Source organism: Streptococcus sp. HMSC36C04 (assembly GCF_001839535.1).
Taxonomy (GTDB): Bacteria; Bacillota; Bacilli; order Lactobacillales; family Streptococcaceae; genus Streptococcus; species Streptococcus hominis.
On record NZ_KV841567.1, the window covers coordinates 50,917 to 75,571 of the forward strand.

The following is a 24,655-nucleotide window of genomic DNA, read 5'->3' on the forward strand; positions in this document are numbered from 1 at the left end:
AAACGATGAATATTTATGAACAACTACAAGCCGTTGAAGATCGTTACGAAGAGCTGGGGGAACTTCTGAGTGACCCAGATGTTGTTAGTGACACCAAGCGTTTTATGGAATTGTCCAAAGAAGAAGCAAGTACACGCGATATGGTAGCAACTTATCGTGAATATAAAAGGGTGCTCCAAAACATCACAGACGCTGAAGAAATGATTAAAGACGCTTCAGGCGATGTTGATTTGGAAGAAATGGCAAAGCAAGAGCTCAAAGATGCAAAAGCTGAAAAAGAAGAATACGAGGAAAAATTAAAAATCCTTCTTTTACCAAAAGATCCAAATGATGATAAAAACATCATCTTAGAAATCCGTGGTGCAGCAGGAGGTGATGAAGCCTCGCTCTTTGCCGGTGATCTTCTGACAATGTATCAAAAATACGCTGAATCGCAAGGTTGGAAATTCGAGGTTATGGAAGCTTCTATGAATGGAGTCGGTGGCTTCAAAGAAGTAGTAGCGATGGTTTCTGGTCAATCCGTGTATTCCAAATTAAAATACGAATCAGGTGCTCATCGCGTACAACGTGTCCCAGTAACAGAAAGTCAAGGACGAGTTCACACTTCGACAGCCACAGTCTTAGTCATGCCTGAAGTTGAAGAAGTGGAATACGATATTGATCCAAAAGATCTTCGGATTGACATTTATCACGCTTCTGGTGCTGGCGGTCAGAATGTCAACAAAGTTGCAACAGCCGTTCGGATTGTTCACTTGCCGACAAATATCAAGGTTGAAATGCAGGAAGAACGAACCCAGCAAAAAAATCGTGACAAAGCTATGAAGATCATCCGTGCGCGTGTAGCGGATCATTTTGCGCAAATTGCGCAAGACGAGCAAGATGCTGAGCGAAAATCAACTATTGGTACTGGAGATCGCTCAGAGCGAATTCGTACCTATAATTTCCCACAAAATCGTGTGACAGATCACCGTATTGGTTTAACGCTACAAAAGCTAGATACGATTTTAGCTGGAAAATTAGATGAAATCGTGGACGCCTTGGTATTGTATGACCAAACACAAAAACTAGAAGAATTGAATAAATAATGAAATTAGCTCAAATTCTTGCTGAAATGGAAAAACAGCTTGAAGCAATTGGCGAAGAAGCTGAAAGTCTCTCCTTTACTTTTCGAATTTCGAAAAACTTATCTTTTACCCAATTTGTGTTGAAAATGCAGGCAGAAGCAACAGCAGATGATATAGAATTACTGAAAAAGATTCAATCTCAATTATTAGTTCATAGACCTGCCCAATACATTATTGGGAACGCAGAATTTCATGGACATTCGTTCAAAGTAGATGAACGAGTGCTAATTCCCCGACCAGAAACCGAGGAATTGGTCAACCTTATCTTGTCTGAAAATCAAAATAGCAGTCTGAAAGTTTTAGATATTGGAACTGGAAGCGGAGTAATTGCTCTCTCTTTGGCTGCCGAGCGTGCGAATTGGCAGGTCACGGCTTCCGACATTTCCCAAGATGCTCTGGATTTGGCGCAAGAAAATGCAGAAGCAATTGATGTAGCGATTGATTTTGTTCAGTCTGATTGTTTTCAGGCAATTACAGGAAAGTATGATATTATTGTATCCAATCCGCCCTATATTTCAGAGACGGACAGAGAAGAAGTAGGACTAAATGTCCTTGCTTCAGAACCTCATCTTGCTCTTTTTGCTGAAGAAGACGGGTATGCTGTGTATCGAAAAATTGCTGAGAACGCCCAAAAACATTTGACAGAAAAAGGTAAAATCTATCTCGAAATTGGCTACAAACAAGGGGAACATGTAAAAGAACTATTTCAGTCTGCATTTCCAAAAATGAGAATTCGCGTCTTGCAAGATCAATTCGGAAAAGATAGAATGGTAGTGGTAGATAATGGATAAAATTGAGGAAATGCTGAGCAGCGGAGGAGCAGTCGTGCTGCCAACAGAGACTGTATATGGTTTATTTTGTAAGGCACTGGACGAGCAGGCCGTCAGTCATGTCTATGACTTAAAAGGCAGACCTCGCGAAAAGGCTTTGAATTTAAATGTTTCAAGCTTAGAAGAAATTTATCAATTTTCCAAACATCAGCCTCAGTATTTAAAAAAGCTCTATCAAGCCTTTCTACCCGGTCCTTTGACCATTATTTTACAAGCTAATGAACAAGTTCCCATTTGGGTAAATTCAGGTATGAAAACAATTGGTTTTCGTGTCCCTAGTCATCCTAAAACATTGGACTTGATTAGAAAATTTGGACCTCTCATTGGTCCGTCCGCAAATTTATCTGGAAAGAGTAGCGGAGTAAACTTCCAGCAAATTATGACCGATTTCAATCACGAAGTTCTTGGTATAGAAGATGATGCTTTTCTAACAGGACAGGATTCAACTATTTTGGATTTATCTGGTGAAACAGCATATATTCTACGCCAAGGTGCTGTCACTTGCGAAGAAATTCTCGCTAAAATTCCAGAAATTCACTTCTAAACCTTGACTAAATAGGTTTTAGACCCGCTTTAAGAGAAGGGAGACTCTTATGATTTTTGACCATAAAGACTATAAAGAATATGACGCTGAGCTTTGGGAAGCCATTGCTGCAGAAGAAAAACGTCAGCAAAACAATATTGAATTGATTGCTTCAGAAAATGTTGTTTCAAAAGCTGTTATGGCAGCACAAGGTTCTATTTTAACCAATAAATATGCCGAAGGTTATCCAGGCCGTCGCTATTATGGTGGTACGGACGTTGTGGATGTGATTGAAACTTTAGCGATTGAACGTGCTAAAGAAATCTTTGGAGCAAAATTTGCTAATGTTCAACCCCACTCAGGCAGTCAGGCGAATTGTGCGGCTTATATGGCCTTAATTGAGCCAGGCGACACAGTAATGGGAATGGATCTTGCAGCAGGCGGACATTTGACACATGGCGCAGCTGTTAGCTTCTCTGGAAAAACCTATAACTTTGTGCCTTATAATGTCGATCCTGAAACGGAACTTTTAGATTTTGATGCTATTTTGGCGCAGGCTAAAGAAGTCAAACCTAAATTGATTGTTGCAGGTGCTTCTGCCTATTCACATATTATTGATTTTGCTAAATTCCGTGAAATTGCAGATACTGTCGGAGCCAAACTCATGGTAGACATGGCTCATATTGCCGGTTTAGTTGCCGCTGGTTTGCATCCAAGTCCAGTACCGTATGCACATATTACGACAACTACCACTCATAAAACCCTTCGAGGACCTCGTGGTGGCTTAATTTTGACCAATGATGAAGAGTTAGCGAAAAAGATCAATTCCGCAATCTTCCCAGGAATTCAAGGAGGACCGCTAGAGCATGTCGTGGCGGCTAAAGCAGCTGCTTTTAAAGAAGTGTTGGATCCAGATTTCAAAGTTTATGCTCAGCAGATTTTGGATAACGCTAAGGCAATGGTTCAAGTATTCCAACAATATGGGAATTTCCGTGTTATTTCAGGTGGTACGGAGAATCATCTTTTCCTTGTGGATGTGACCAAAGTCGTTGAAAATGGGAAAGTCGCTCAAAACCTTTTGGATGATGTTCATATTACTCTTAATAAAAACTCTATCCCTTATGAAACCTTATCTCCATTTAAAACAAGTGGCATTCGTATTGGAACTGCAGCTATTGCAGCTCGTGGCTTTGGGGTAGCTGAAAGTACTAAAGTAGCAGAATTGATCATCAAGACTTTAGAGAATGCAAACAACGAAGCTGTTTTAGAGCAAGTCCGTGCAGAAGTTAAAGAATTGACCGATGCCTTTCCACTATATGAGGACTGAAATGGACATTTACGTAAAAAAAGCTATTATTCATCAATTTAGTCCATCAGACACCGACCTTCTTTTAGCAGATAAATATCTCAATATTACTCCTAAGATCGAAGAATATCTTCGCAAGAAGATTGAACGTGTCTATTCAGATGAGGCCAAAACAGGTATTTTTACCGAAGATAGTGTCTTTTTATCACATATTACAAAAGACCTTTTAGAAACCTCTGTCAGTATTGCCAATCTCTGGAAAGAGGAGTTTTCGGTGAGCGAAAATCAGAAAACCAATGATTTGATTTTTGTTCAATTTGATAAGGAAGGCGTGGAGCATTTTGCTTTTTTGCGGATTGCTCTGCGAGAAACACTCACTCACTTGGGTGGAGAAGTAGACAATCCTATCAAGATTACCCAGAACAATTTGCCGGGATTTGGTACAGGTGCCGATGAAGCCTTGGTTATCAATCTTCAATCACGTAAATACCATTTGATTGAAAAACGGATTAAATACAATGGTGCTTTTCTCAATTATTTTTCTGATAATCTGTTACAAGTCAATCCTAAAATTTCTCCTAAAAAATCTATCAAAGCCTTAGAAAAAACGGCTCAAAAAGTTGCAGAAAGTTTTAATCAGGATGATTTTCAATTTCAATCCAAGGTTAAATCGTCTATTTTCAAAAATTTAGAAGAAAATGATGAATTATCACCGGAAAAATTAGCAGATGACTTGTTTGATAACAATCTGACAGCTCGTTTGACTTTTATTGATCAGGTTAAGGAAACAATTCCAGAAACTGTTAAATTTGATGAAATTGATAGTAGTCGTCAGAAGAAAAAATTTGAAAACCAAAAGCTCTCTCTTTCAAATGGAATTGAGCTTATTGTCCCCAATAACATCTATCAAGATGCGGAATCCGTAGAATTCATACAAAACGAGAATGGAACCTATTCCATTCTCATCAAAAACATAGAAGATATTCAAAGTAAATAATGTTTAAAATTCTTAGAAAATTGATCCTTCTCATTCTTTTAATCTTTGTTGGTTACAAGCTTGTTCAAGTTCATCATGATGTCAAGCAAGTGATGACCTACCGTAGCTTAGTGAGAGAAGTGCTAGACGAGCAAGATACTGCAGCCAATGAGGAACTAGTCCTTGCTATGATTTATACTGAAACAAAGGGAAAAGTTTCTGATGTCATGCAATCTAGTGAAAGTGCGACGGGTCAGAAAAACTCTATTTTAGATAATAAAGAAAGCATTCGTCAAGGCGTTCAGACCCTATCCACGAATCTAAATGTAGCTCAAGAAAAGAAAGTAGACGTTTGGACCGCTGTACAAGCCTATAACTTTGGTCGCTCCTATATTGACTACATTGCAAAACACGGTGGCGAAAATACCCTTGGTTTGGCAAAAAAATACTCTAAAAATGTTGTTGCACCAAGTTTAGGAAATGTGACCGGCAAAACCTATCCTTATTACCATCCCATCGCCCTCCTTCATGGCTCTAAGCTCTATATCAATGGTGGGAATTATTATTACTCCCGACAAGTTCAGATGAATATGCACATCATGAAAGTGATGAATTGGTTTTAATAAATCAAAAGGTTAGAGAGCTTTGTTTTCTAACCTTTTTAGATTAGTAATAGAAAACAGCAAAAAGATTGTTTTTTCTAAATATTTAAAATATTTCATATTTCTACTTTTATTTTTAAAACGAGAGTGCTATAATAATCACGTAGAATTCTATAATAATCAAAACGGAAGGATTTGAAAATATGAATTTTTCAGGTAAAACAGCAATTGTTACCGGTGGTGCAAACGGAATTGGCAAAGAAGTAGTTCGCGGTATTGTTGAAGGTGGTGGTAATGTCATTATTGCCGACATCAATCAAGGAGCAGCTGAACGAGTGATTGCCGAATTTGGAGCAGAACACACGAGCTTTACTTATATGGATTTAGGAAATCATGAATCTATTGTAGAAGCAATGAACAAAATAATCGCAACAGCTGGTAAAATTGATATCTTAGTCAATTGTGCTGGTGTTATTAGTGCGAAACCATTTGAACAATTAACTTACGATGAATGGGAACGCACCATTCGTATTAACCTATCTGGTTGTTTTTCAACTATTAGTACTATTTTCCCACATTTTATTGAACAAAAGGGGGGAAGAATTGTTAATGTTTCCTCAGTAGCTGCAAAATTAGGCGGTGGTTTGCTTGGAACAGCTGCTTATGCGTCTTCTAAAGCTGGTTTGAACGGTCTTACAAAAGCAGTAGCAAAAGAAGGAGGCAAATATGGTATTGCATGTAATGCGGTTTGTCCTTCTTTTACACGAACGGATATGACTACTGTATTGTCAGAAGACCCTGAAAAGAGTCAGCGTGTCATCAACATGATTCCACTTGGACGTCGTGCAGAACCTGTTGAAATTGCTCAAATGATTCTTTTCTTTGCTAGTGACTTAGCCAGCTTCGTGTCTGGAGAAATCGGTGATTGTGATGGCGGTATCACGCTGGATGGCTAATTTTTTATCGAAAAGATGTATGGCATTCAAGCCTTGTTAAATAAAAACAAGGCTTGAATATATAGAGGAAATATGATTATGAAAATTTTTAATAAGAAAATTAAGATTCCTGGTGATACAATTATTGTTCCCATGTTTATCGGCTGTGTGATAAATACATTTTTCCCTCAAGTGTTGAAAATTGGAGGTTTTACAACCGCTATAGTTCAGGGAGCTGGTCCGCTCGTTGGAGCTTTTCTATTCTTTATAGGAGGAACAATCTCGTTAAAGAACACTCCAAAAGCTGTTGGGCGTGGAGCGGCTATTATCACATCTAAGATTGTCGTTTCAGTTGTTTTAGGTCTGTTGGTAGCAAAAGTCTTCAATGATAATTTTTTAGGTTTAAGTGCTTTGGCGATTATTGGAGCTATGTCTGTCGCTAATAACGCTATGTATGCTGGAATTGTAGAAGTTTACGGAAATGAAATTGATGCAGGTGCTGTTGGTATTACTACCTTAAGTGTTGGACCGATGGTGACAATGGCAGCTCTCAGTAGTGCTGGTCTTGCTAACATTTCTATTTGGAGTTTAGTAGGAACTATTTTACCACTTGTTTTAGGGATTGCATTAGGAAATGCTTTTCCATATATGAAAAAAGTTCTATCAAATGGTGTGACAGCAATTATTATCATTGTTGGATTCTGTTTAGGAGCCAACATGAGCTTTATGCAAATTATTCAAGGTGGTTTACCAGGTATTATACTCGGAATCATTACAACCTTAGTTGGAGGCTTCTTTGCTATTTTTGCAGATAAAGCTACAGGTGGATCAGGAATTGCTGGTGCAGCTATTTCAAGTACAGCAGCTAGTGCCATAGCTACTCCAGCAGCTTTATCGGCTGTAGATGCTTCCTTTAAAGCTGTTGAAGCTACAGCTACCACCCAAATAACAGCATCCGTTATTGTAACAGCGATTTTAACACCAATTTTGACAGCTTGGGTAGCTAAACGTGTAGATACTACAAAACAAGCGAAAACAATGAATTGATTTTAAAAGTTCACTTGTTGTTTGATGATAACGTTTAATAGTTTACTAAAGGGGAGTTTTTGGGACTTTCCTTTTTTACTATTCAACAAATCGCCTTAAATCCAAAACGTCATTTCAAACAAATCAATTGTCATTTATATTGTTACATGTTATACTTAAAAATATATCTCACAGAAAGAAAAGCTAAACATGATGAAGAAAATAGCCCTAATTACAGGAATTTTAACAATTTTGATTGCTATTTCTACTTTTTTATTTTACCGTGTCAATGCTGAAGGGAAATTAGACAGACAGAAGTATGTGCAATCAACTACTCCAACCCTATTCTTTCATGGTTATGGAAGTAGTGCCAATGCTGAGCGACACATGACGAATGCAGCAAAAAAAGCAGGAGTAACAAAAACAGTTATTCGAGCAAATGTTGATAGAAATGGTGCAGTTACGTTGAGGGGAGACATTCCCAAAGGCGCTATCAATCCAATCGTAGAAGTGAATTACGAAGACAATCGCAATCCTATTGATGTTGGACGATATGCAAAAGCTGTCGTCAGCAAGCTACAGGAAAAGTATGGCTTTACAAAAATGAATATGGTAGGTCATTCTTTAGGGAATATGTCGATTTTGTATTATCTTTTAGAACATGCTCAAGATGAGAACTTGCCACAGCTGCAAAAACAAGTGAATATTGCGAATTTTGCTGCCGGTTTAGAAGCTATGGGCTTACCAGCTGATGTAAAAGTAGATAAAACGACAGGGAAACCAAATCAAGTCACACAAACTTTCCAAAGATTATTGCCATTACGTGAAGTTTTTCCACAAAATCAAATTGACGTTTTGAATATCTACGGTGATTACAAAAATGGCTCAGATGGTTCCGTTTTAAATGCTTCATCTCGCAGCTTGAAATACTTGGTTGCCGATAATGCAAAATCTTATCAAGAAAAGAAAATCATAGGTAAATTAGCACAACATAGCCAATTACATGAAAATCCAGAAGTAGATAAAATACTAATTCAATTTTTGTGGGGAAAATAAGCTGATAAATTTAAAAGCCAAACTTCTTATTTCTTGAGGTTTGGCTTTTTTGTTTTTATTCCCACTCAACCGTTGCTGGTGGTTTGCTGGTGATATCGTAGACAATGCGGTTGACGTGATCTACTTCATTGACGATACGAACAGAGATTTTTTGTAGTACTTCCCAAGGGACTTTAGCAAAATCTGCTGTCATTCCATCAATAGAAGTAATAGCACGAATAGCAATGGTATAATCATAAGTTCGACCATCACCCATAACACCTACTGAACGAACACCGGTATTTACAGTGAAGTATTGCCAGATATCACGATCGAGTCCAGCTTTCACGATTTCTTCACGGAGAATGGCGTCGGATTCACGTACAGTTGTGAGTTTTTCTTCTGTAATTTCACCCATAATGCGAATAGCAAGTCCTGGACCTGGGAATGGCTGACGCCAAACGATTTCATCCGGCATACCAAGTTCTGTACCAAGTGCACGAACTTCGTCTTTATAAAGTGTATTGAGTGGTTCAATCAGTTTGAACTGCATGTCTTCGGGAAGTCCACCGACGTTATGGTGCGATTTGATTGTTTGGGCAGTATCAGTACCAGACTCAATCACATCAGTATAAAGTGTTCCTTGTGCGAGGAATTTTACATCTTTCAGTTTGCTGGCTTCATCATCAAAGACATAGACAAATTCATTGCCGATGATTTTACGCTTTTGCTCTGGATCAGAAACACCAGCTAATTTATCAAGGAAACGTTTAGCAGCGTCTGCTTTGATGATATTAAGACCGAATTTCCCGCCAAGAGAATCCATGACTTGATCTGCTTCGCCCTTACGGAGCAATCCATGATCTACAAAGATACAGATAAGCTGGTCTCCGATAGCTTTTTGAAGGAGAACGCCAACAACTGATGAATCAACGCCGCCTGAGAGCCCAAGAAGAACACGTTTATCGCCAACTGTTTCTCGAATTCGCTTGATTTGCATTTCAATAAAGTTATCCATTGACCAGTTGCCTTTGGCGCCACAAATATTCAAAGCAAAATTGCGTAGAATGTCATACCCATAAACAGAATGACGTACTTCAGGGTGAAATTGAATGCCATAAATCTGCTTTTCAGGTTGCTCAATAGCTGCAAATGGACAATCAGCAGAAGTTCCAGTTCGTACGAATCCTTGAGGAATTTCGGTAACAGCATCTCCGTGACTCATAAGAACGATTTGTTTTTCAGGAGTGCTTGCAAAAAGCTGTGAATCAGTATGAATAAGCTCTGATTGCCCATACTCACGGTTTCCGGCATTTCCAGCAGGTACAACTTTCCCACCTAATTTGTGAGTCAAAAGCTGCATTCCATAACAAATTCCTAGAATTGGAATACCCAATTCTAAAATTTCAGGGTCAAGATCAAATGAGCCTTCTTCATAGACAGAATTTGGTCCACCAGACAGGATAATTCCGACCGGATTTATCTCACGAACTTCAGCGGCTGTGATTTTATTGCTTTTTAGCTCAGAAAAAACACCAATCTCCCGAATACGGCGTGAGATGAGCTGATTATATTGGCTGCCATAATCCAATACAATGATTCTTTCAATATCTTGCAATTCAGTTGTAGTTGCCATTTCTTTCCTTTCTCAAATGAAACTTCTTTGTTTATTCTAACACAAAATAGAGACTTTTTCCAATAACATTAAGTAGCGATTGACTTTTATTTCAATTGATAATACAATGAAGAGAGGAAACCATTCTTGAAAGGGGTTACTATGCTTCCAGCCTATATTAAAATTCACGATCAAATAAAAAAAGAAATTGACGAGGAAATTTGGAAAATCGGGCAACGTCTGCCAAGCGAGCGCGATTTAGCTGAACAATTTGAAGTTAGTCGCATGACACTTCGTCAGGCAATCACTCTTTTAGTAGAAGAAGGAGTGCTGGAACGTCGTATGGGAAGTGGTACATTTGTAGCCAGTACGCGAGTTCAAGAAAAGATGCGCGGCACAACCAGCTTTACAGAAATCATCAAATCCCAAGGCAAGACACCTTCAAGCCAACTGATTTCTTACCGTCGAACACTGCCAAGTAAAGAAGAGGTCGAAAAATTAGGAATTGAAAAGACGGAAAATGTTGTCCGAATGGAGCGGGTACGGTATGCAGATAATATTCCCGTAGTTTATGAAGTCGCTTCCATTCCAGAGAAATTCATCAAAAACTTTAATAAAGAAGAAATTACGAAGCATTTTTTCCAAACCTTGCAAGAGCACGACTATAAAATCGGAAAATCTCAACAGACCATTTATGCTCGTCTTGCCAAAGAAAAGATTGCACATTATCTAGAAATCCCTAGAGGACATGCCATTCTTGGTTTGACACAGATTTCTTATTTTGACAACGGTACCGCTTTTGAATATGTTAAAAGTCAATATGTGGGAGAACGGTTTGAATTTTATTTGGAAAACAATTGATTTGTTTTACATAATTTTATATACGTAAATACCCTTGCTGATTTAAGAGTGTTTTTTAGTGAGTAAAACTCTTCGCTAGTAGAGTTTATCTGTATTTTTTGATATAATATTTTTTATGGAAATTGAAAAAACCAATCGAATGAATGCTCTTTTTGAGTTTTATGCAGCACTTTTAACAGATAAGCAAATGAATTATATTGAGCTTTATTATGCAGATGATTATAGTCTAGCTGAGATTGCTGAAGAATTTCAAGTTAGTCGTCAGGCTGTTTATGACAATATCAAACGAACAGAAAAGATTCTCGAAGACTACGAAATGAAACTGCACATGTATTCAGATTATATCGTCAGAAGTCAGATTTTTGATCAAATAATGGAAAAGTATGCAGATGACACCTATTTACAAGAGCAAATTTCGATTTTATCCAGTATTGACAATCGAGAATAGTGAATTGTCGACTCAAAAATACCAAAAATCAATAACCAATACATAGAAATTAACTAGGAGAAATAAAATTTATGGCATTTGAAAGTTTAACTGAACGTTTACAGAACGTTTTTAAAAATCTGCGTCGCAAGGGCAAAATTTCAGAGAGTGATGTTCAAGAAGCGACCAAAGAGATTCGTTTGGCACTCTTGGAAGCCGATGTAGCTTTGCCAGTTGTTAAAGACTTTATCAAGAAAGTTCGTGAGCGCGCTGTCGGACACGAAGTCATTGATACACTAAATCCTGCTCAACAAATCATCAAGATTGTTGATGAAGAATTGACCGCTGTATTAGGCTCTGATACGGCAGAAATTATCAAATCTCCAAAAATCCCGACTATTATCATGATGGTCGGTCTTCAAGGTGCTGGTAAGACTACGTTTGCCGGAAAGTTGGCTAATAAACTCAAGAAGGAAGAAGGCGCTCGTCCTTTAATGATAGCTGCTGATATTTATCGTCCGGCGGCCATTGACCAGCTTACAACTCTCGGTCAGCAAATCGATGTACCAGTCTTTTCACTAGGCACAGAAGTACCAGCAGTAGAGATTGTTCGTCAAGGTCTGGAGCAAGCCAAGGCTAATCACAATGACTATGTGCTGATTGATACAGCTGGTCGCCTGCAAATCGATGAAAAGCTCATGAATGAGCTGCGCGATGTCAAAGCACTGGCTCAACCAAATGAAATCCTCTTGGTTGTAGATGCTATGATTGGTCAAGAAGCCGCCAATGTAGCTCGCGAATTCAACGCTCAGTTGGAAGTGACTGGGGTTATTCTGACTAAGATTGATGGCGATACACGTGGCGGTGCAGCTTTATCTGTCCGTCAAATTACTGGTAAACCAATCAAGTTCACTGGTACTGGTGAAAAGATTACCGATATTGAAACTTTCCACCCAGATCGGATGTCTAGCCGTATTTTGGGCATGGGAGATATGTTGACCTTGATTGAAAAAGCTTCTCAGGAGTATGATGAGCAAAAATCGCTTGAGATGGCTGAAAAAATGCGAGAAAACACCTTTGATTTCAACGATTTCATTGACCAGCTGGATCAAGTACAAAATATGGGACCAATGGAAGATTTGTTAAAGATGATTCCTGGCATGGCTAACAATCCTGCTATGAAGAATTTTAAGGTAGATGAAAACGAAATCGCCCGCAAACGTGCCATTGTTTCATCTATGACACCTACCGAACGGGAAAATCCCGACCTCCTTAATCCAAGTCGTCGCCGTCGGATTGCTGCAGGATCTGGTAATAGCTTTGTCGAAGTCAACAAATTTATCAAAGACTTTAACCAAGCGAAACAAGTCATGCAAGGTGTCATGTCTGGTGATATGAATAAAATGATGAAGCAAATGGGACTCAATCCTAACAATTTACCAAAAAATATGCCAAATATGAACGGTATGGATATGTCAGCCCTTCAAAATATGGACATGTCTGCTCTAGGAGGTGCTGGAAATCCTGACATGAGCCAGATGTTTGGTGGCGGACTTAAAGGAAAAATTGGTGAATTTGCAACCAAACAAGCCATGAAACGCATGGCAAATAAAATGAAAAAGGCCAAGAAAAAGCGGAAATAAACAAACGCAAAAAACAAGTCGCTTAATTTAAAGGAACGGCTTGTTTTTTTGTATAATTGCAATCATTGAATAGGAGATATTGTATAAAACTTTCTCTAACATCTTTCCGAAAAACTATAATTTTCTTGAAAAAAATACAGGAGTGTGCTATACTTCTATTATAGAAAATGATGGAGAATATCTTAATGAAACGTGAAATACTGTTAGAAAGAATTGAAAAACTAAAAGCTATCATGCCTTGGTACATTTTGGAATACTATCAGTCTAAATTGACTGTTCCATACAGTTTTACAACCTTATATGAATACCTCAAAGAATATAATCGTTTTTTTCATTGGATTTTAGACTCTGGAATTGCTGATGGGTCACAGATTGCAGAAATTCCTCTGTTAGTATTGGAAAATATGACTAAAAAAGACATGGAAGCGTTTATTCTTTACTTACGGGAGCGTCCATTGCTTAACGCTAATACCACGCAAAACGGAGTATCTCAAACCACTATTAATCGCACTCTTTCTGCTCTCTCTAGCCTTTATAAATATTTAACTGAAGAGGTGGAAAATGAGAATGGGGAACCTTATTTCTATCGTAATGTCATGAAAAAAGTGTCTACTAAGAAAAAGAGAGAGACTTTAGCTGCGCGCGCTGAAAACATCAAACAAAAACTCTTTTTGGGCGAAGAAACTGAACAATTTTTAAATTATATTGATGATGAATACCCTAAAAATTTATCAAATCGGGCTCTCTCCTCTTTTGACAAAAATAAAGAGCGAGATTTGGCAATCATAGCACTGCTTCTTGCATCTGGTGTTCGTCTATCCGAGGCAGTAAATCTTGATTTGAAAGACCTAAATCTCAAAATGATGGTCATTGAAGTTACTCGTAAGGGCGGGAAAAGAGATTCTGTCAATGTTGCAGCTTTTGCCAAAGCTTATTTGGAAAGGTACCTGGAGGTTCGCTCTAAACGTTATAAAGCTGAAAAATCAGACACTGCCCTATTTTTGACAGAATATAGAGGTGCTCCTAACCGGATTGATGCTTCTAGTGTAGAAAAGATGGTTGCTAAGTATTCTGAAGATTTCAAAGTTCGAGTGACACCTCACAAACTCCGCCATACGCTGGCTACTCGACTTTATGATGCTACTAAATCTCAAGTTTTGGTCAGTCATCAGCTAGGACATGCCAGTACTCAAGTTACAGACCTCTACACCCATATTGTTAATGACGAACAAAAAAATGCATTGGATAATTTATGATTTTTACATATTTAAACTTATGTAAAATATTCTCCTTGAAAATAAACCAAAAACAACTGACTCTAATTAATAATGTAAGAGAGTCAGTTGTTTTTTTATCCCACAATCGCTTCTGCAATTTCTTCTTGGCTAATTCCAGCGAAATAGCGAGCAATATCCAGGTTTTCAAGAGCTTTTAAAACGTCCTCGCGCTCATACTTGACGCCTTTCAAAGCTTTTTCTACTGCTACTACGTCCTCGATACCAAAGAAGTCGCCGTAAATTTTAATATTTTCAATCTTCGACTCAACAACATTGGCAAAGATTTCGACCTTACCACTAGTAAACTTGGTACCACGATGAACATTGTACTCTGGCGATTTGCCATAATTCCAATCCCAAGTAGCAAATTTAGTTTCCTTGATATGGTTGATTTCATCTAGTTCATCATCGGAGAAGACATATTCTGTCATTTCTGGATATTCTTTCTTCATATAGTCTAGCAGGAGATCACGAAATTGCTCGACGGTAATCTTTTCAGGCAATTCATCAACGATATTGGTTACACGAGCGCGAACAGATTTGACTCCTTTGGACTCAAACTTATCTTTGGAAACTTTTAAGGCATTCACCAAGACAGATAACTCTACGTCAAACAGCAAGCAACCGTGATGCATGATTCGACCATTGATATAAGCCTGAGCATTGCCACAGAATTTTTTTCCGTCAATTTCCAAATCGTTGCGCCCTGTAAATTCTGCTTTTACACCTAATTCTTCCAAAGTCTTGATGACCGGAATAGAGAAGCTCTTAAAATCAAAGGCTTTGTTCTCAGTTTCTTTGGAAATGATGGTGTAGTTGAGATTGTTATAGTCATGATAGACAGCTCCGCCTCCACTGATACGACGAACAACCTCAATGCCATGCTCTCGGACATAGTCACGATTGATTTCTTCAATGGTATTCTGATGACGTCCGACAATGATAGAGGGTTTATTAATCCAAAGCAAGAAAATCATATCTTCATCAAGGAGATGCTTGAAGGCATACTCCTCAAGAGCAATGTTGAAAGCTGTATCGTAACTATTATTGATAATGTATTTCATAGTGCCTCTTATCTTTTCTTAGGAGCATGAATTGCCATGCCGAGTACGTCTGCAAATGCTTCGTACATAACTTCTGAAAATGTCGGATGACCGTGAATGGTTTTGAGCATTTCTTCTACCGTGATTTCCATTTCAATGATAGTAGAAGCTTCATTGATTAACTCAGCTGCTGCAGGGCCGATAATGTGAACACCGAGAACTTCTCCGTATTTCTTATCAGCAATCACTTTGACAAATCCTTGAGCAGCATCAGATGCAATTGCTCGTCCGTTTGCTGCGAAGTTGAATTTGCCGATAGCTATATCGTATTTTTCGCGAGCTTGTTCTTCAGTCAGACCGACTGCCGCAACTTCTGGCAAAGTGTAAATAGCTGCTGGAGTTAGATTTAATTTAGCAACTACGTGATTGCCTTTGAGAGCATTCTCTGCAGCTACTTCCCCCATACGAAAAGCTGCATGCGCCAACATCTTGGTACCGTTAATGTCTCCGGGCGCGTAAATTCCTGAAACAGAAGTTTCCATATATTCATTGACCTTGATACGACCGCGGTCTAGTTCAAAGTCAACCTCGCCAATGCCTTCCAAATCAGGCACGCGTCCGATAGAAAGCAAAGCTTTATCAGCTATGATATCTTCCTTTCCTGCAACTTTGATGCAGAGCTTGCCATTTTCTTCGACAATTTCTTCCAGCTTGGTCTCTGTCAAAATGGTCATGCCCTTGCGCTCCAAGATCAAGCGAAGGTTCTTAGATACTTCCGTATCCATAGCTGGAACAATCCGATTCATCATCTCAATGACCGTTACTTTGGAGCCAAAGGTCATGAAAGCCTGTCCTAGCTCAATACCAACAACGCCACCACCAATGATTACTAAACTTTCTGGAACTTCCTTCATATCCAGGATATCATCGCTAGTCATAACAAGTGGTGATTCCATACCTGGAACGTTAATCTTGCTGACTTTTGATCCACCAGCTAAGATAATCTTCTTGGTCTCAAGAAGTTCAGCACCATTCACCAAGACATTCTTATCTTTGGTAATGGTACCAATTCCTTTGTGAACATCAACACCGTAGCTGCGAAGCAGACCTGCAACGCCTCCGACAAGTGTATTGACAACCTTGTTTTTGGTTTCCAGGACTTTATCCATATTGACGGTAAAGTTTGGATTTTCAATGATAATACCGCGGTTTGCCGCATGGCTTAGGCTTTCAATAATTTCTGCATTGTGAAGATAGGTCTTAGTCGGGATACAGCCACGGTTGAGGCAGGTTCCACCTAGTTCAGATTTTTCAACAAGAGCAATCTTGCCTCCTAATTGAGCTGCTTTAATCGCTGCTACATAGCCAGCTGGTCCGCCACCAATAACCACAATATCATAAGCGTCATCACTCTTATTATCGTCGTTAGAAGTTATGGCTGCAGTTGGTGTTGAACTAGCATCTGAAGCAGCCACAGCAGTCGGAATATTTTCTCCTTCTTCGCCCAGATAACCGATAACTTCCGTTACAGGAACAGTCTCACCGTCCCCTTTTAAGATAGCAATCAGATAGCCGTCTTCTTCTGCTTCTAATTCCATACTGACTTTATCTGTCATGATTTCCAGAAGGATTTCTCCTTCTTTTACAAATTCGCCAACTTTTTTATTCCATTGAACAATCTGTCCTTCTGTCATATCAACGCCGGCTTTTGGCATAATTACTTCTAAGGCCATATTTTTATTTTCCTCTCATTTAAACTTTCTCTTATACCAACATTGAAATCGGGTCTTCAATTAGTGTTTTCAGGTCTTTCATGAATTTAGCACCTGCCATGCCGTCCACGACTCGGTGGTCAATGGTTAATCCAAGACTCATGATTGGTCGAATCACAATTTCTCCGTTTACTACGACTGGTTTTTCAATGGTTGAGCTAACTCCCAAAATCGCAGAATTGGGCTGATTGATAATTGGTCCGAAAGATTGAACACCAAACATTCCTAGATTGCTAATCGTAAAAGTTGAGTTTTGCAATTCGCTTGGCGCTAATTTCCCGTCTAAAGTTCGACCAATCACATCCTTGAAGGCAACGACTAACTCAGACAGACTCATTTTTTCGGCATTGTAAACCACCGGTGTCATAAGCCCGTTGTCCATACCAACAGCCATAGCCAGATTGACATAATTGTGCATGATAATGGTTTGCCCATCTTCTGTCAGAGACGAATTGAGATAAGGGTGCTTCATCAAAGTTTTGACAACAGCCATAGAAAGTAAATCCGTGACCGTGATTTTCTTTCCTGTCGCTTCCATGATTGGCTCTAAAACCTTTTTGCGTAGTGCCAACAATTCTGTCATATCTACATCATAGTTGAGAGTAAAAGTTGGCGCTGTCAGATAAGAATCCACCATTCGTTTTGCAATGACCTTCCGCATTGGCGTCATTGGAAGGCGTTCAATTTCTCCATAAGGAGTGATGTTGTCAGGTATTTCTTCCGCTTTCTCAATCTGAGCAGGTGACTTGATGCTGTCTGAGTCAACATTTTCAGGAAGCAAAGTCAGAACGTCCTTCTTCATAATCTTGCCGCGAACACCTGTCCCTTGGATTTCCTGCCAAGCGATATTATTTTCTTCTGCAATACGTTTTGCAAGGGGCGTAATTTTCACAATATTGAATTCTCGATAACTTTCGATATCTTCTTTATGAACTCGTCCCTTTGCGCCAGTACCAGATACGTCATAGAGATTGATACCCAAGTCATCTGCTAATTTTCTAGCAGCAGGGGTCGCTCTTAACTTATCATCAGTCATAGCTTCTCCTATTTCTTTTTTTATTGATTGTTCTTTAATCTTGAGCTATTTTTGTTTTTGCATAATTTTAGTTATGTGAAATATTGTAATCAATATCAATTTCAGTTTTATTCTTTATTGTAAGTCTTACGAATAGCATCTTTGATACTTTCAACTGTCGGAATCATGGCGTTTTCAAGATTCTGGGCGTAAGGCATGGGGACATCTTCACCAGCACAGCGGCGAATTGGTGCATCCAAATAGTCAAATGCCTCTGATTCGGAAATGATAGCAGAAATTTCACCGATATAACCACTAGTTTTGTGGGCATCATTAACCAGAACGACTTTTCCTGTTTTCTTGACTGAGTTGATAATGATATCCTTGTCCAGAGGCACCAAAGTACGTGGATCCACCACTTCTACCGAAATGCCTTCTTCTGTCAATTCTTCAGCTGCTTGCATAACCCTGCGGAGCATTTTTCCATAGGTCACAACTGTCACATCCGTCCCCTCTTTTTTGATGTCACCAACACCGAGAGGGATTGTATAATCAGGATCAAGCGGAACTTCGCCTTTTTGGTTGAATTCTGACTTGTACTCAAGAATAATAACAGGATTGTTGTCGCGGATTGAGGATTTCAACAAGCCTTTCATATCTGCAGGAGTTCCAGGTGCAACAACCTTTAAACCCGGAATGTGTGTGAACCAAGATTCCAAAGATTGTGAGTGTTGAGCAGCTGATCCGACACCATTTCCAGCTGCGCAGCGAATTGTCATCGGAACTTGACCTTTGCCACCAAACATATAACGAGTCTTAGCGGCTTGGTTGACAATTGCATCCATGGCAATGACAGAAAAATCCATAAAAGTCATATCTACAATTGGGCGTAGCCCAGTCATGGCCGCTCCTGCTGCGGCTCCTGAAATAGCTGCTTCAGAAATTGGACAATCACGTACTCGTTCTGGACCGAATTCTTCTAACATTCCGACGGATGTTCCGAAATCTCCTCCGAAAATACCGACATCTTCTCCCATTAACAACACATTTTCATCAAGACGCATTTCCTCAGACATGGCAAGGATAATGGTGTCACGGAAGGACATTGTTTTTGTTTCCATTATTGTTCAATCTCCTCTCTTAGTCCGCGTAAATATCTTCAAAAGCTGATTCAAGCGGTGGAAATGGACTTTCCTCTGCAAATTTTACAGATGCTTCCACTGCTTCTTTAACCTCTGCTTGGATAGCTTCTAACTCTTCATCGCTTGCAATCTGATTTGCTAGCAAGTATTTACGAAGATTTTCAATTGGGTCTTTTTTCTTCCATTCTTCTACCTCTTCGCGCGTCCGATATTTACCTGGGTCAGAAGATGAATGTCCCAACCAACGATAGGTTACGCTCTCAATCAAGACAGGTCCTTTACCACTGCGAACATATTTAATAGCTTTTTGAAAGCCCTCATAGACCTCAATAACGTTGTTCCCGTCTGGGATAAACATGCCAGGAATACCATAAGCGGCACTCCGCTCGTGAATGTGCTCTATATTGGTCATTTTCTTAATATCCGCAGAAATACCATAGCCATTATTGATACAATAAAAAATCACTGGTAACTTCCAAATAGAAGCCATATTAACCGCTTCATGAAAAACACCTTCGTTCGTTGCTCCGTCACCAAAGAAACAGACAACAATCTTTCCCGTATGATGCATTTGCTGAGTAAGGGCGGCACCTACCGCAATCCCCATGCCTCCGCCAACGATACCATTTGCTCCTAAGTTTCCAGCATCCAAATCAGCAATGTGCATGGAGCCACCTTTTCCTTTGCAGGTGCCGTTGTATTTGCCCATGATTTCTGCCATCATGCCGTTCAGGTCAATTCCTTTGGCAATCGCCTGACCATGACCACGGTGGTTAGAAGTAATCAAATCATCAGGATTGAGGGCCAGCATAGCTCCAACGCTAGCTGCTTCTTCTCCGACAGAAAAGTGAGTCATGCCTGGCACTTTCCCCTTTTTTACGAGTTGAGCAATTTTTAAGTCCATCCGACGGATCTCTTCCATCTTACGAAACATCTCTAGTAAAAGATTTTTATCTAAAGTTGACATAGTCAAGCCTTTCTATGAGTGTAATTCTATAATTTCATTCTATACAAACTAAAAAATACTGTCAAAATTTATGCTTGAACAATTTCACAAAGAAAAATCAGCTAACCTTGCTGGCAAGCTGATTTGAATTGACTAAATAAAAATTTCACAAATGGGTATTTCTACTTTTTCCCAAAATCCTCTATCATTTGATCGATTTCCGAACGACTTGATGTTGTCAAAATATAATGAACATCTCCTTGTAAGTCTGCAAATGCCTTTGGCATGATTTTGACTGCTTTTAATTTATCGCCGTACTTTGTACGCAATTCTTCTTCTGAATACACATAATTTGATGTTGAACGGCGTGAAGTAACCAAGCCATATTGTGCTTCGACTTGAGGTTGTGGGAAGGGGTCCCCATTCACAATATCTGCATATCCACGATAAAGGTCAATGGAGTGAGCAAAGTTATACAAATCAATCGTAAAAGCACCTGCTGGACGATTATTGTATTCTATGGCAATATAATCATCTCCGTCACGGAATAATTCAATATGGAAGAAACGTTCTTTCATGCCAAACGCTTTAATAATAGCTTCCCCATATTGACGTAATTTTGGATCCATATCTTTTATAATATAATATGAGTTTTCATAATGATTCAAAACTAAGTCTAAAGGGGTATAAGCATAGTCAAAAGTCGTTGAAAACACAATATTTCCGTTTGAATCGAGTAATCCGTCAAACGTGCAAATTTGTCCAGAATCAACGAATTTTTCAAAGAAATAAACGGTTTGCTTATCCCACTCTTGTTTAAATTGTTCAACATCTTCAGTGGTTTCCAATTTATAAGTTCCGGCTGCGCCAACTCCATTATCTGGCTTCGCAATCAATGGAAGTCCAATTTTACTGACAGCCATGTCAACTGCCTGCAAGGTTTTTACAATTTGACCAGGAACGACAGGAACACCAGCTTTTTTAAAGAGCTTCTTCATTTCGGACTTAAATTTTGTCTTTTTCAAGTCTTTTGGTTTTGGTCCTACAACATTAAATTGTTCACGCAATTTTGCGTCTTGATCCAACCAATATTCATTGTGTGACTCAATGCGGTCAATTGGTCCGTGCTTGTAAAAAAGGAAAGCTACAGCACGTTTAACTTCATCGAGATTTTCTAGATTTTCCACACGAAAATATTCTGTTAAAGCATTTTTCAAAGGTTGATCTAATTGATCATAAGGCTCTTGCCCAATCCCTAAAACAGTAATTCCTTTGTTAGCAAGTTCAACGGTAAATTGTTGAAAATTTTGTGGATAATAAGGTGAAATAACGATATAATTCATAATATTGTTTCCTTTCTAATCATAGATTTAATTGACTTAGAAAATACGGCATTTGCTTGCGCCACCAAATCCAGTCATGCGAAACATCATATCCCCATTCAGCAAACCATGCAGGAATGTTCTTATGCTCGAAGGCTTCTTTTAAGGTGTAGAAAGAAGGTAGTCCATCCTGCTCCCATGCACCAAGTCCTGTACAGACAATGATATCAGCATTGCGATAGTGGTCAATAAACCAGCCATCGTTTTGATTCCAAATATAATCTGCTGGTGAATTTTGATAAATTGCTTCATCATCCAAACAATCACCAACAAAGAAGCGAGCATCGTAAACCCCGCTCAGTGCAATGACTTTATTGAAGACATCGGGGTGCTGGAGAAAGAAATTAACAGCATGATAGGCTCCCATAGAGCAACCTGTTGTCATCATCGGATCAAACCAACCTGTTTTATGCTTGATAAAAGGAATAGCTTCCTCAATGACATAGTGCTCATAAGCTCGGTGCATTTCTGCGCGGTCGTGAGGAGCTTTCCAATCAGCCAACCAGCTTTCACTATCTACACTACTCAAAGTGAAAAATTGAATTTTTCCTGTTTCGATAAACCATGAACAAGCCTCAATCATACCAAAATCTGCATATTCATTGTGACTGCCACCAGACGAAGCAAAAACGACTACAGGCATTCCAGCGTGCCCATAACGATTCACATACATTTCACGGTTTAAATGACCGCTCCAATGACTTAAAAACTCAACATGCATATAAATTCTCTCCTCATATTCTTAATTAATTTATTTACCATTTTTCGCTAAAGAAGCGAAGGCAATCAGGTAAATGCTCAGCCCAAGCCATTTCATTGTGTTCTGCCCCAGCTTGGATATGAAACAACAGATTTTCCAAATCCAAACCGCCCGCTATTAACTGACGGAAGTAGGTTACTGACGAATCAATATAAGCTTGCTTGATATTACCAGCCATCAAGGTTTTATCCGTATCATCGGCTTCTTCCGTTCCGACATAAATATAAATCCGCTGATCTGCTAATAAGTTATGGCGTTCTATATAACGATTGAACGCTTCCTGATGCAGCCAGTTTGCAGATGAGAAAACACCCAAGCAGCCAATTTGCTCTTGGTATTCAATTCCCATAAACTGCGTAATGTTTCCGCCTAAAGAAGAACCAACCATAGCCGTGTGCGCTCGGTCTGATTTGGTACGATAATGCTCGTCAACAAAGGGTTTAACAACTTCCATGACAAACTCCGCATACTCTGTCCCCTTGCCGCCAAATTGCATACCTGGAATAGTTGATTCTTGATATTTCCATGCAGAATACTCATTCATTCGATTAAAACCGTCATTGTCAATCGCCACCACAATCATTTTTTCAATGTCGGGATTTCTCTTAATCGTTGGAATGATTTTCCAAGAATGACCACTAAAAGACTCTTTGCTATAAAGGACATTTTGACCGTCATGAAAATAAACTACAGGATAGTATTTCTGAGTATCTTGCTCATAATTTCTAGGGAGTAGCACTCGAACACGGCGCTTTTGTTTGCTATAAGGCACTTCTAATGCATGTTCTCTTACTTCAAGGTAAAAATAGGATTGATTCATTATCAGAAAACTTTCTATTTTCAAAATTTTTATCTATTATATCATAAAAGTATTAAAAAAGTTAGGAATTTCCTAACTTTTTTAATACTTTTATAACAAATTATCATTATTTCTATCCTTTCCAAAAGAAAACTAGAGATTTTGATAATTTTCGATAGCTTGTAGCGCTCGTTCTGCTATTTTTTCATAGCGTTCTTTTTTGTCTCGAATGCGTGGACCGTCCAACTCCTTGATAATTCCAAAATTGACATTCATTGGCTGGAAATGCTTGCTATCAGCACGCGTGATATAATGAGGTAAGCTTCCAATAGCAGTTGCTTCTGGAAAGACCAGGGCTTCTTCTCCATTGAAAAGTCTAGCTGCATTGATACCGGCTACCAGCCCGGACGCGGCAGATTCTACATACCCTTCTACACCGGTCATCTGACCTGCAAAAAAGATATTCTCTTGTTTTTTAGACTGGAACGTCTGTGTCAGGAGATTTGGTGAATCCATGTAAGAATTGCGGTGCATAACTCCATAGCGGACAAATTCTGCATTTTCCAATCCCGGAATCATCCGAAAAACGCGCTTCTGTTCACCCCATTTTAGGTGTGTTTGGAAACCAACAATATTATAAAGGCTTCCAGCTGCATTGTCTTGACGAAGCTGAACGACTGCATAGGGTGTCTTAAATTCACCGTCACGAGGTCCTTTATAGTCATCTGGGTATTCCAAACCAACTGGCTTCATAGGACCGTAGAGCATGGTTTTTATTCCTCTTTTTGCCATCACCTCAATCGGCATACAGCCTTCAAAGTATTTTTCTTTTTCAAAGCTATTTAACGGTGCTTCCTCGGCATTTACCAAAGCGTCATGAAAAGCCATAAACTCACTCTTAGTCATAGGAGCATTGAGATAAGCAGCCTCTCCCTTGTCATAGCGAGATTTGAGGTAAACTTTCTCCATGTCAATTGTATTGACATCTACAATCGGTGCTGCTGCATCATAAAAGTAAAATCCAGCTCCACCATTTAGCTCGTGAATCTTTTCAGCGAGTGTATCACTTGTCAAAGGTCCCGTCGCAATAACAGTAATCGTATCATCAGGAATTTTGGTGATTTCCTCACGAATAACTTCGATTAAAGGGTGGTTTGTCACCTCATCAGTCACCATTTGTGAAAAGCCGTCACGGTCAACTGCTAATGCTCCTCCAGCAGGAACACGCGTAGCTTCTGCTGCTCGCATAATGATGGAATCCAAACGGCGCATTTCTTCTTTTAACAAACCAACTGCATTCGTTAGCGAATCCCCCCGTAGAGAATTCGAGCAGACTAGCTCTGCAAAATCACTAGTCTTATGTTGCGGAGTAGATTTCACTCCTCGCATTTCATACAGCTTAACAGGAATACCGCGTTTAGCAATTTGATAAGCTGCCTCGCTACCTGCAAGACCAGCTCCAATAACATTAATATAAGATTGAGACAATAGACCAATACCTCTTCGGGAGTAAACTCCCACAAATCTTTCTAATTATTCTTTACCATTATAACAGAAAAAGCCCCTACTGACGAGCGAGACTTTCTACAATGATTATGCTAGTCACTAGATAAAAA

Annotated in this window: 23 protein-coding genes; 13 read left to right on the forward strand and 10 right to left on the reverse strand. The window is 39.2% G+C overall.

The window, feature by feature from the left end; all coding sequences use genetic code 11:
* The first annotated feature begins 5 nt into the window (after positions 1-5).
* From prfA to HMPREF3249_RS01020, 9 genes are all read left to right on the forward strand, one after another.
* On the forward strand, positions 6-1,085 hold the full coding sequence (gene prfA / locus HMPREF3249_RS00980) for a peptide chain release factor 1 (RefSeq protein ID WP_003042323.1): 1,080 nt from the start codon (positions 6-8) through the stop codon (positions 1,083-1,085).
* Positions 1,085-1,915 carry a peptide chain release factor N(5)-glutamine methyltransferase gene (gene prmC, locus HMPREF3249_RS00985; protein ID WP_059220738.1) on the forward strand — a complete coding sequence of 277 codons (831 nt, stop codon included), beginning with the start codon at positions 1,085-1,087 and terminating at the stop codon, positions 1,913-1,915. The genes prfA and prmC overlap by 1 nt, the downstream gene beginning before the upstream one ends.
* A complete protein-coding gene (locus HMPREF3249_RS00990) occupies positions 1,908-2,498 on the forward strand; it encodes an L-threonylcarbamoyladenylate synthase (protein WP_059220740.1) in 591 nt (196 codons plus the stop codon). Before prmC ends, HMPREF3249_RS00990 begins: the two co-directional genes overlap by 8 nt.
* Positions 2,499-2,547: 49 nt before the next feature.
* The gene (gene glyA / locus HMPREF3249_RS00995) at positions 2,548-3,804 is read left to right on the forward strand and encodes a serine hydroxymethyltransferase (RefSeq protein WP_059220742.1); all 1,257 of its coding nucleotides are present in this window, start codon (positions 2,548-2,550) and stop codon (positions 3,802-3,804) included.
* Between the two features lies 1 nt (position 3,805).
* Complete coding sequence (locus HMPREF3249_RS01000) at positions 3,806-4,780, forward strand: nucleoid-associated protein (RefSeq protein WP_003042638.1); 975 nt, start codon at positions 3,806-3,808, stop codon at positions 4,778-4,780.
* Entirely contained in the window at positions 4,780-5,382 is a 603-nt protein-coding gene (locus HMPREF3249_RS01005) for a lysozyme family protein (protein ID WP_003029715.1), read from the forward strand. Before HMPREF3249_RS01000 ends, HMPREF3249_RS01005 begins: the two co-directional genes overlap by 1 nt.
* A gap of 182 nt (positions 5,383-5,564) precedes the next feature.
* Complete coding sequence (locus HMPREF3249_RS01010; RefSeq protein ID WP_003029712.1) at positions 5,565-6,317, forward strand: SDR family NAD(P)-dependent oxidoreductase; 753 nt, start codon at positions 5,565-5,567, stop codon at positions 6,315-6,317.
* Positions 6,318-6,395: 78 nt separating this feature from the next.
* Positions 6,396-7,343, forward strand: coding sequence for a 2-keto-3-deoxygluconate permease (locus tag HMPREF3249_RS01015; RefSeq protein ID WP_080554330.1), 948 nt, complete (start codon positions 6,396-6,398; stop codon positions 7,341-7,343).
* Between the two features lie 189 nt (positions 7,344-7,532).
* Entirely contained in the window at positions 7,533-8,378 is an 846-nt protein-coding gene (locus tag HMPREF3249_RS01020) for an alpha/beta hydrolase (RefSeq protein WP_003029707.1), read from the forward strand.
* A 55-nt stretch (positions 8,379-8,433) separates the two neighbouring features.
* Here the strand turns inward: HMPREF3249_RS01020 and guaA are convergent, their stop codons facing one another.
* Positions 8,434-9,993 (reverse strand): glutamine-hydrolyzing GMP synthase, encoded by a 1,560-nt coding sequence (gene guaA, locus HMPREF3249_RS01025; protein ID WP_003029705.1) that lies wholly within the window; start codon positions 9,991-9,993, stop codon positions 8,434-8,436.
* Positions 9,994-10,134: 141 nt separating this feature from the next.
* Between guaA and HMPREF3249_RS01030 the strand changes: the two genes are divergently transcribed.
* The 4 genes from HMPREF3249_RS01030 to xerS all read left to right on the forward strand — a co-directional run bounded on the left by HMPREF3249_RS01030 (position 10,135) and on the right by xerS (position 14,159).
* Positions 10,135-10,833 carry a GntR family transcriptional regulator gene (locus HMPREF3249_RS01030; RefSeq protein WP_003029701.1) on the forward strand — a complete coding sequence of 233 codons (699 nt, stop codon included), beginning with the start codon at positions 10,135-10,137 and terminating at the stop codon, positions 10,831-10,833.
* A 115-nt stretch (positions 10,834-10,948) separates the two neighbouring features.
* Complete coding sequence (locus HMPREF3249_RS01035; protein ID WP_003024506.1) at positions 10,949-11,281, forward strand: putative DNA-binding protein; 333 nt, start codon at positions 10,949-10,951, stop codon at positions 11,279-11,281.
* A 71-nt stretch (positions 11,282-11,352) separates the two neighbouring features.
* A complete protein-coding gene (gene ffh, locus HMPREF3249_RS01040) occupies positions 11,353-12,903 on the forward strand; it encodes a signal recognition particle protein (RefSeq protein ID WP_022525125.1) in 1,551 nt (516 codons plus the stop codon).
* 185 nt (positions 12,904-13,088) lie between these two features.
* Positions 13,089-14,159, forward strand: a complete 1,071-nt coding sequence (gene xerS / locus HMPREF3249_RS01045) for a tyrosine recombinase XerS (protein ID WP_022525126.1) — start codon at positions 13,089-13,091, stop codon at positions 14,157-14,159.
* Between the two features lie 95 nt (positions 14,160-14,254).
* Here xerS and HMPREF3249_RS01050 read toward each other — a convergent pair whose 3' ends face one another.
* The 9 genes from HMPREF3249_RS01050 to trmFO form a co-directional block, all read right to left on the reverse strand.
* Entirely contained in the window at positions 14,255-15,244 is a 990-nt protein-coding gene (locus HMPREF3249_RS01050; RefSeq protein ID WP_003029695.1) for a lipoate--protein ligase, read from the reverse strand.
* An 8-nt stretch (positions 15,245-15,252) separates the two neighbouring features.
* The gene (lpdA, locus tag HMPREF3249_RS01055; RefSeq protein ID WP_049534046.1) at positions 15,253-16,956 is read right to left on the reverse strand and encodes a dihydrolipoyl dehydrogenase; all 1,704 of its coding nucleotides are present in this window, start codon (positions 16,954-16,956) and stop codon (positions 15,253-15,255) included.
* Between the two features lie 31 nt (positions 16,957-16,987).
* The gene (locus tag HMPREF3249_RS01060; protein ID WP_049534048.1) at positions 16,988-18,031 is read right to left on the reverse strand and encodes a dihydrolipoamide acetyltransferase; all 1,044 of its coding nucleotides are present in this window, start codon (positions 18,029-18,031) and stop codon (positions 16,988-16,990) included.
* A 107-nt stretch (positions 18,032-18,138) separates the two neighbouring features.
* Positions 18,139-19,131, reverse strand: a complete 993-nt coding sequence (locus HMPREF3249_RS01065; protein ID WP_003029690.1) for an alpha-ketoacid dehydrogenase subunit beta — start codon at positions 19,129-19,131, stop codon at positions 18,139-18,141.
* 19 nt (positions 19,132-19,150) lie between these two features.
* Positions 19,151-20,119: a thiamine pyrophosphate-dependent dehydrogenase E1 component subunit alpha gene (locus tag HMPREF3249_RS01070; RefSeq protein WP_049534051.1), complete on the reverse strand. Its 969-nt coding sequence runs from the start codon at positions 20,117-20,119 to the stop codon at positions 19,151-19,153.
* Between the two features lie 161 nt (positions 20,120-20,280).
* Complete coding sequence (locus tag HMPREF3249_RS01075; RefSeq protein ID WP_003029688.1) at positions 20,281-21,441, reverse strand: ATP-grasp domain-containing protein; 1,161 nt, start codon at positions 21,439-21,441, stop codon at positions 20,281-20,283.
* 19 nt (positions 21,442-21,460) lie between these two features.
* Complete coding sequence (locus tag HMPREF3249_RS01080; protein ID WP_003029686.1) at positions 21,461-22,201, reverse strand: esterase family protein; 741 nt, start codon at positions 22,199-22,201, stop codon at positions 21,461-21,463.
* A 34-nt stretch (positions 22,202-22,235) separates the two neighbouring features.
* On the reverse strand, positions 22,236-23,060 hold the full coding sequence (locus HMPREF3249_RS01085; protein ID WP_003029685.1) for an alpha/beta hydrolase: 825 nt from the start codon (positions 23,058-23,060) through the stop codon (positions 22,236-22,238).
* Positions 23,061-23,192: 132 nt separating this feature from the next.
* Positions 23,193-24,527 carry a methylenetetrahydrofolate--tRNA-(uracil(54)-C(5))-methyltransferase (FADH(2)-oxidizing) TrmFO gene (gene trmFO / locus HMPREF3249_RS01090; RefSeq protein WP_003042069.1) on the reverse strand — a complete coding sequence of 445 codons (1,335 nt, stop codon included), beginning with the start codon at positions 24,525-24,527 and terminating at the stop codon, positions 23,193-23,195.
* Positions 24,528-24,655: the final 128 nt, after the last annotated feature.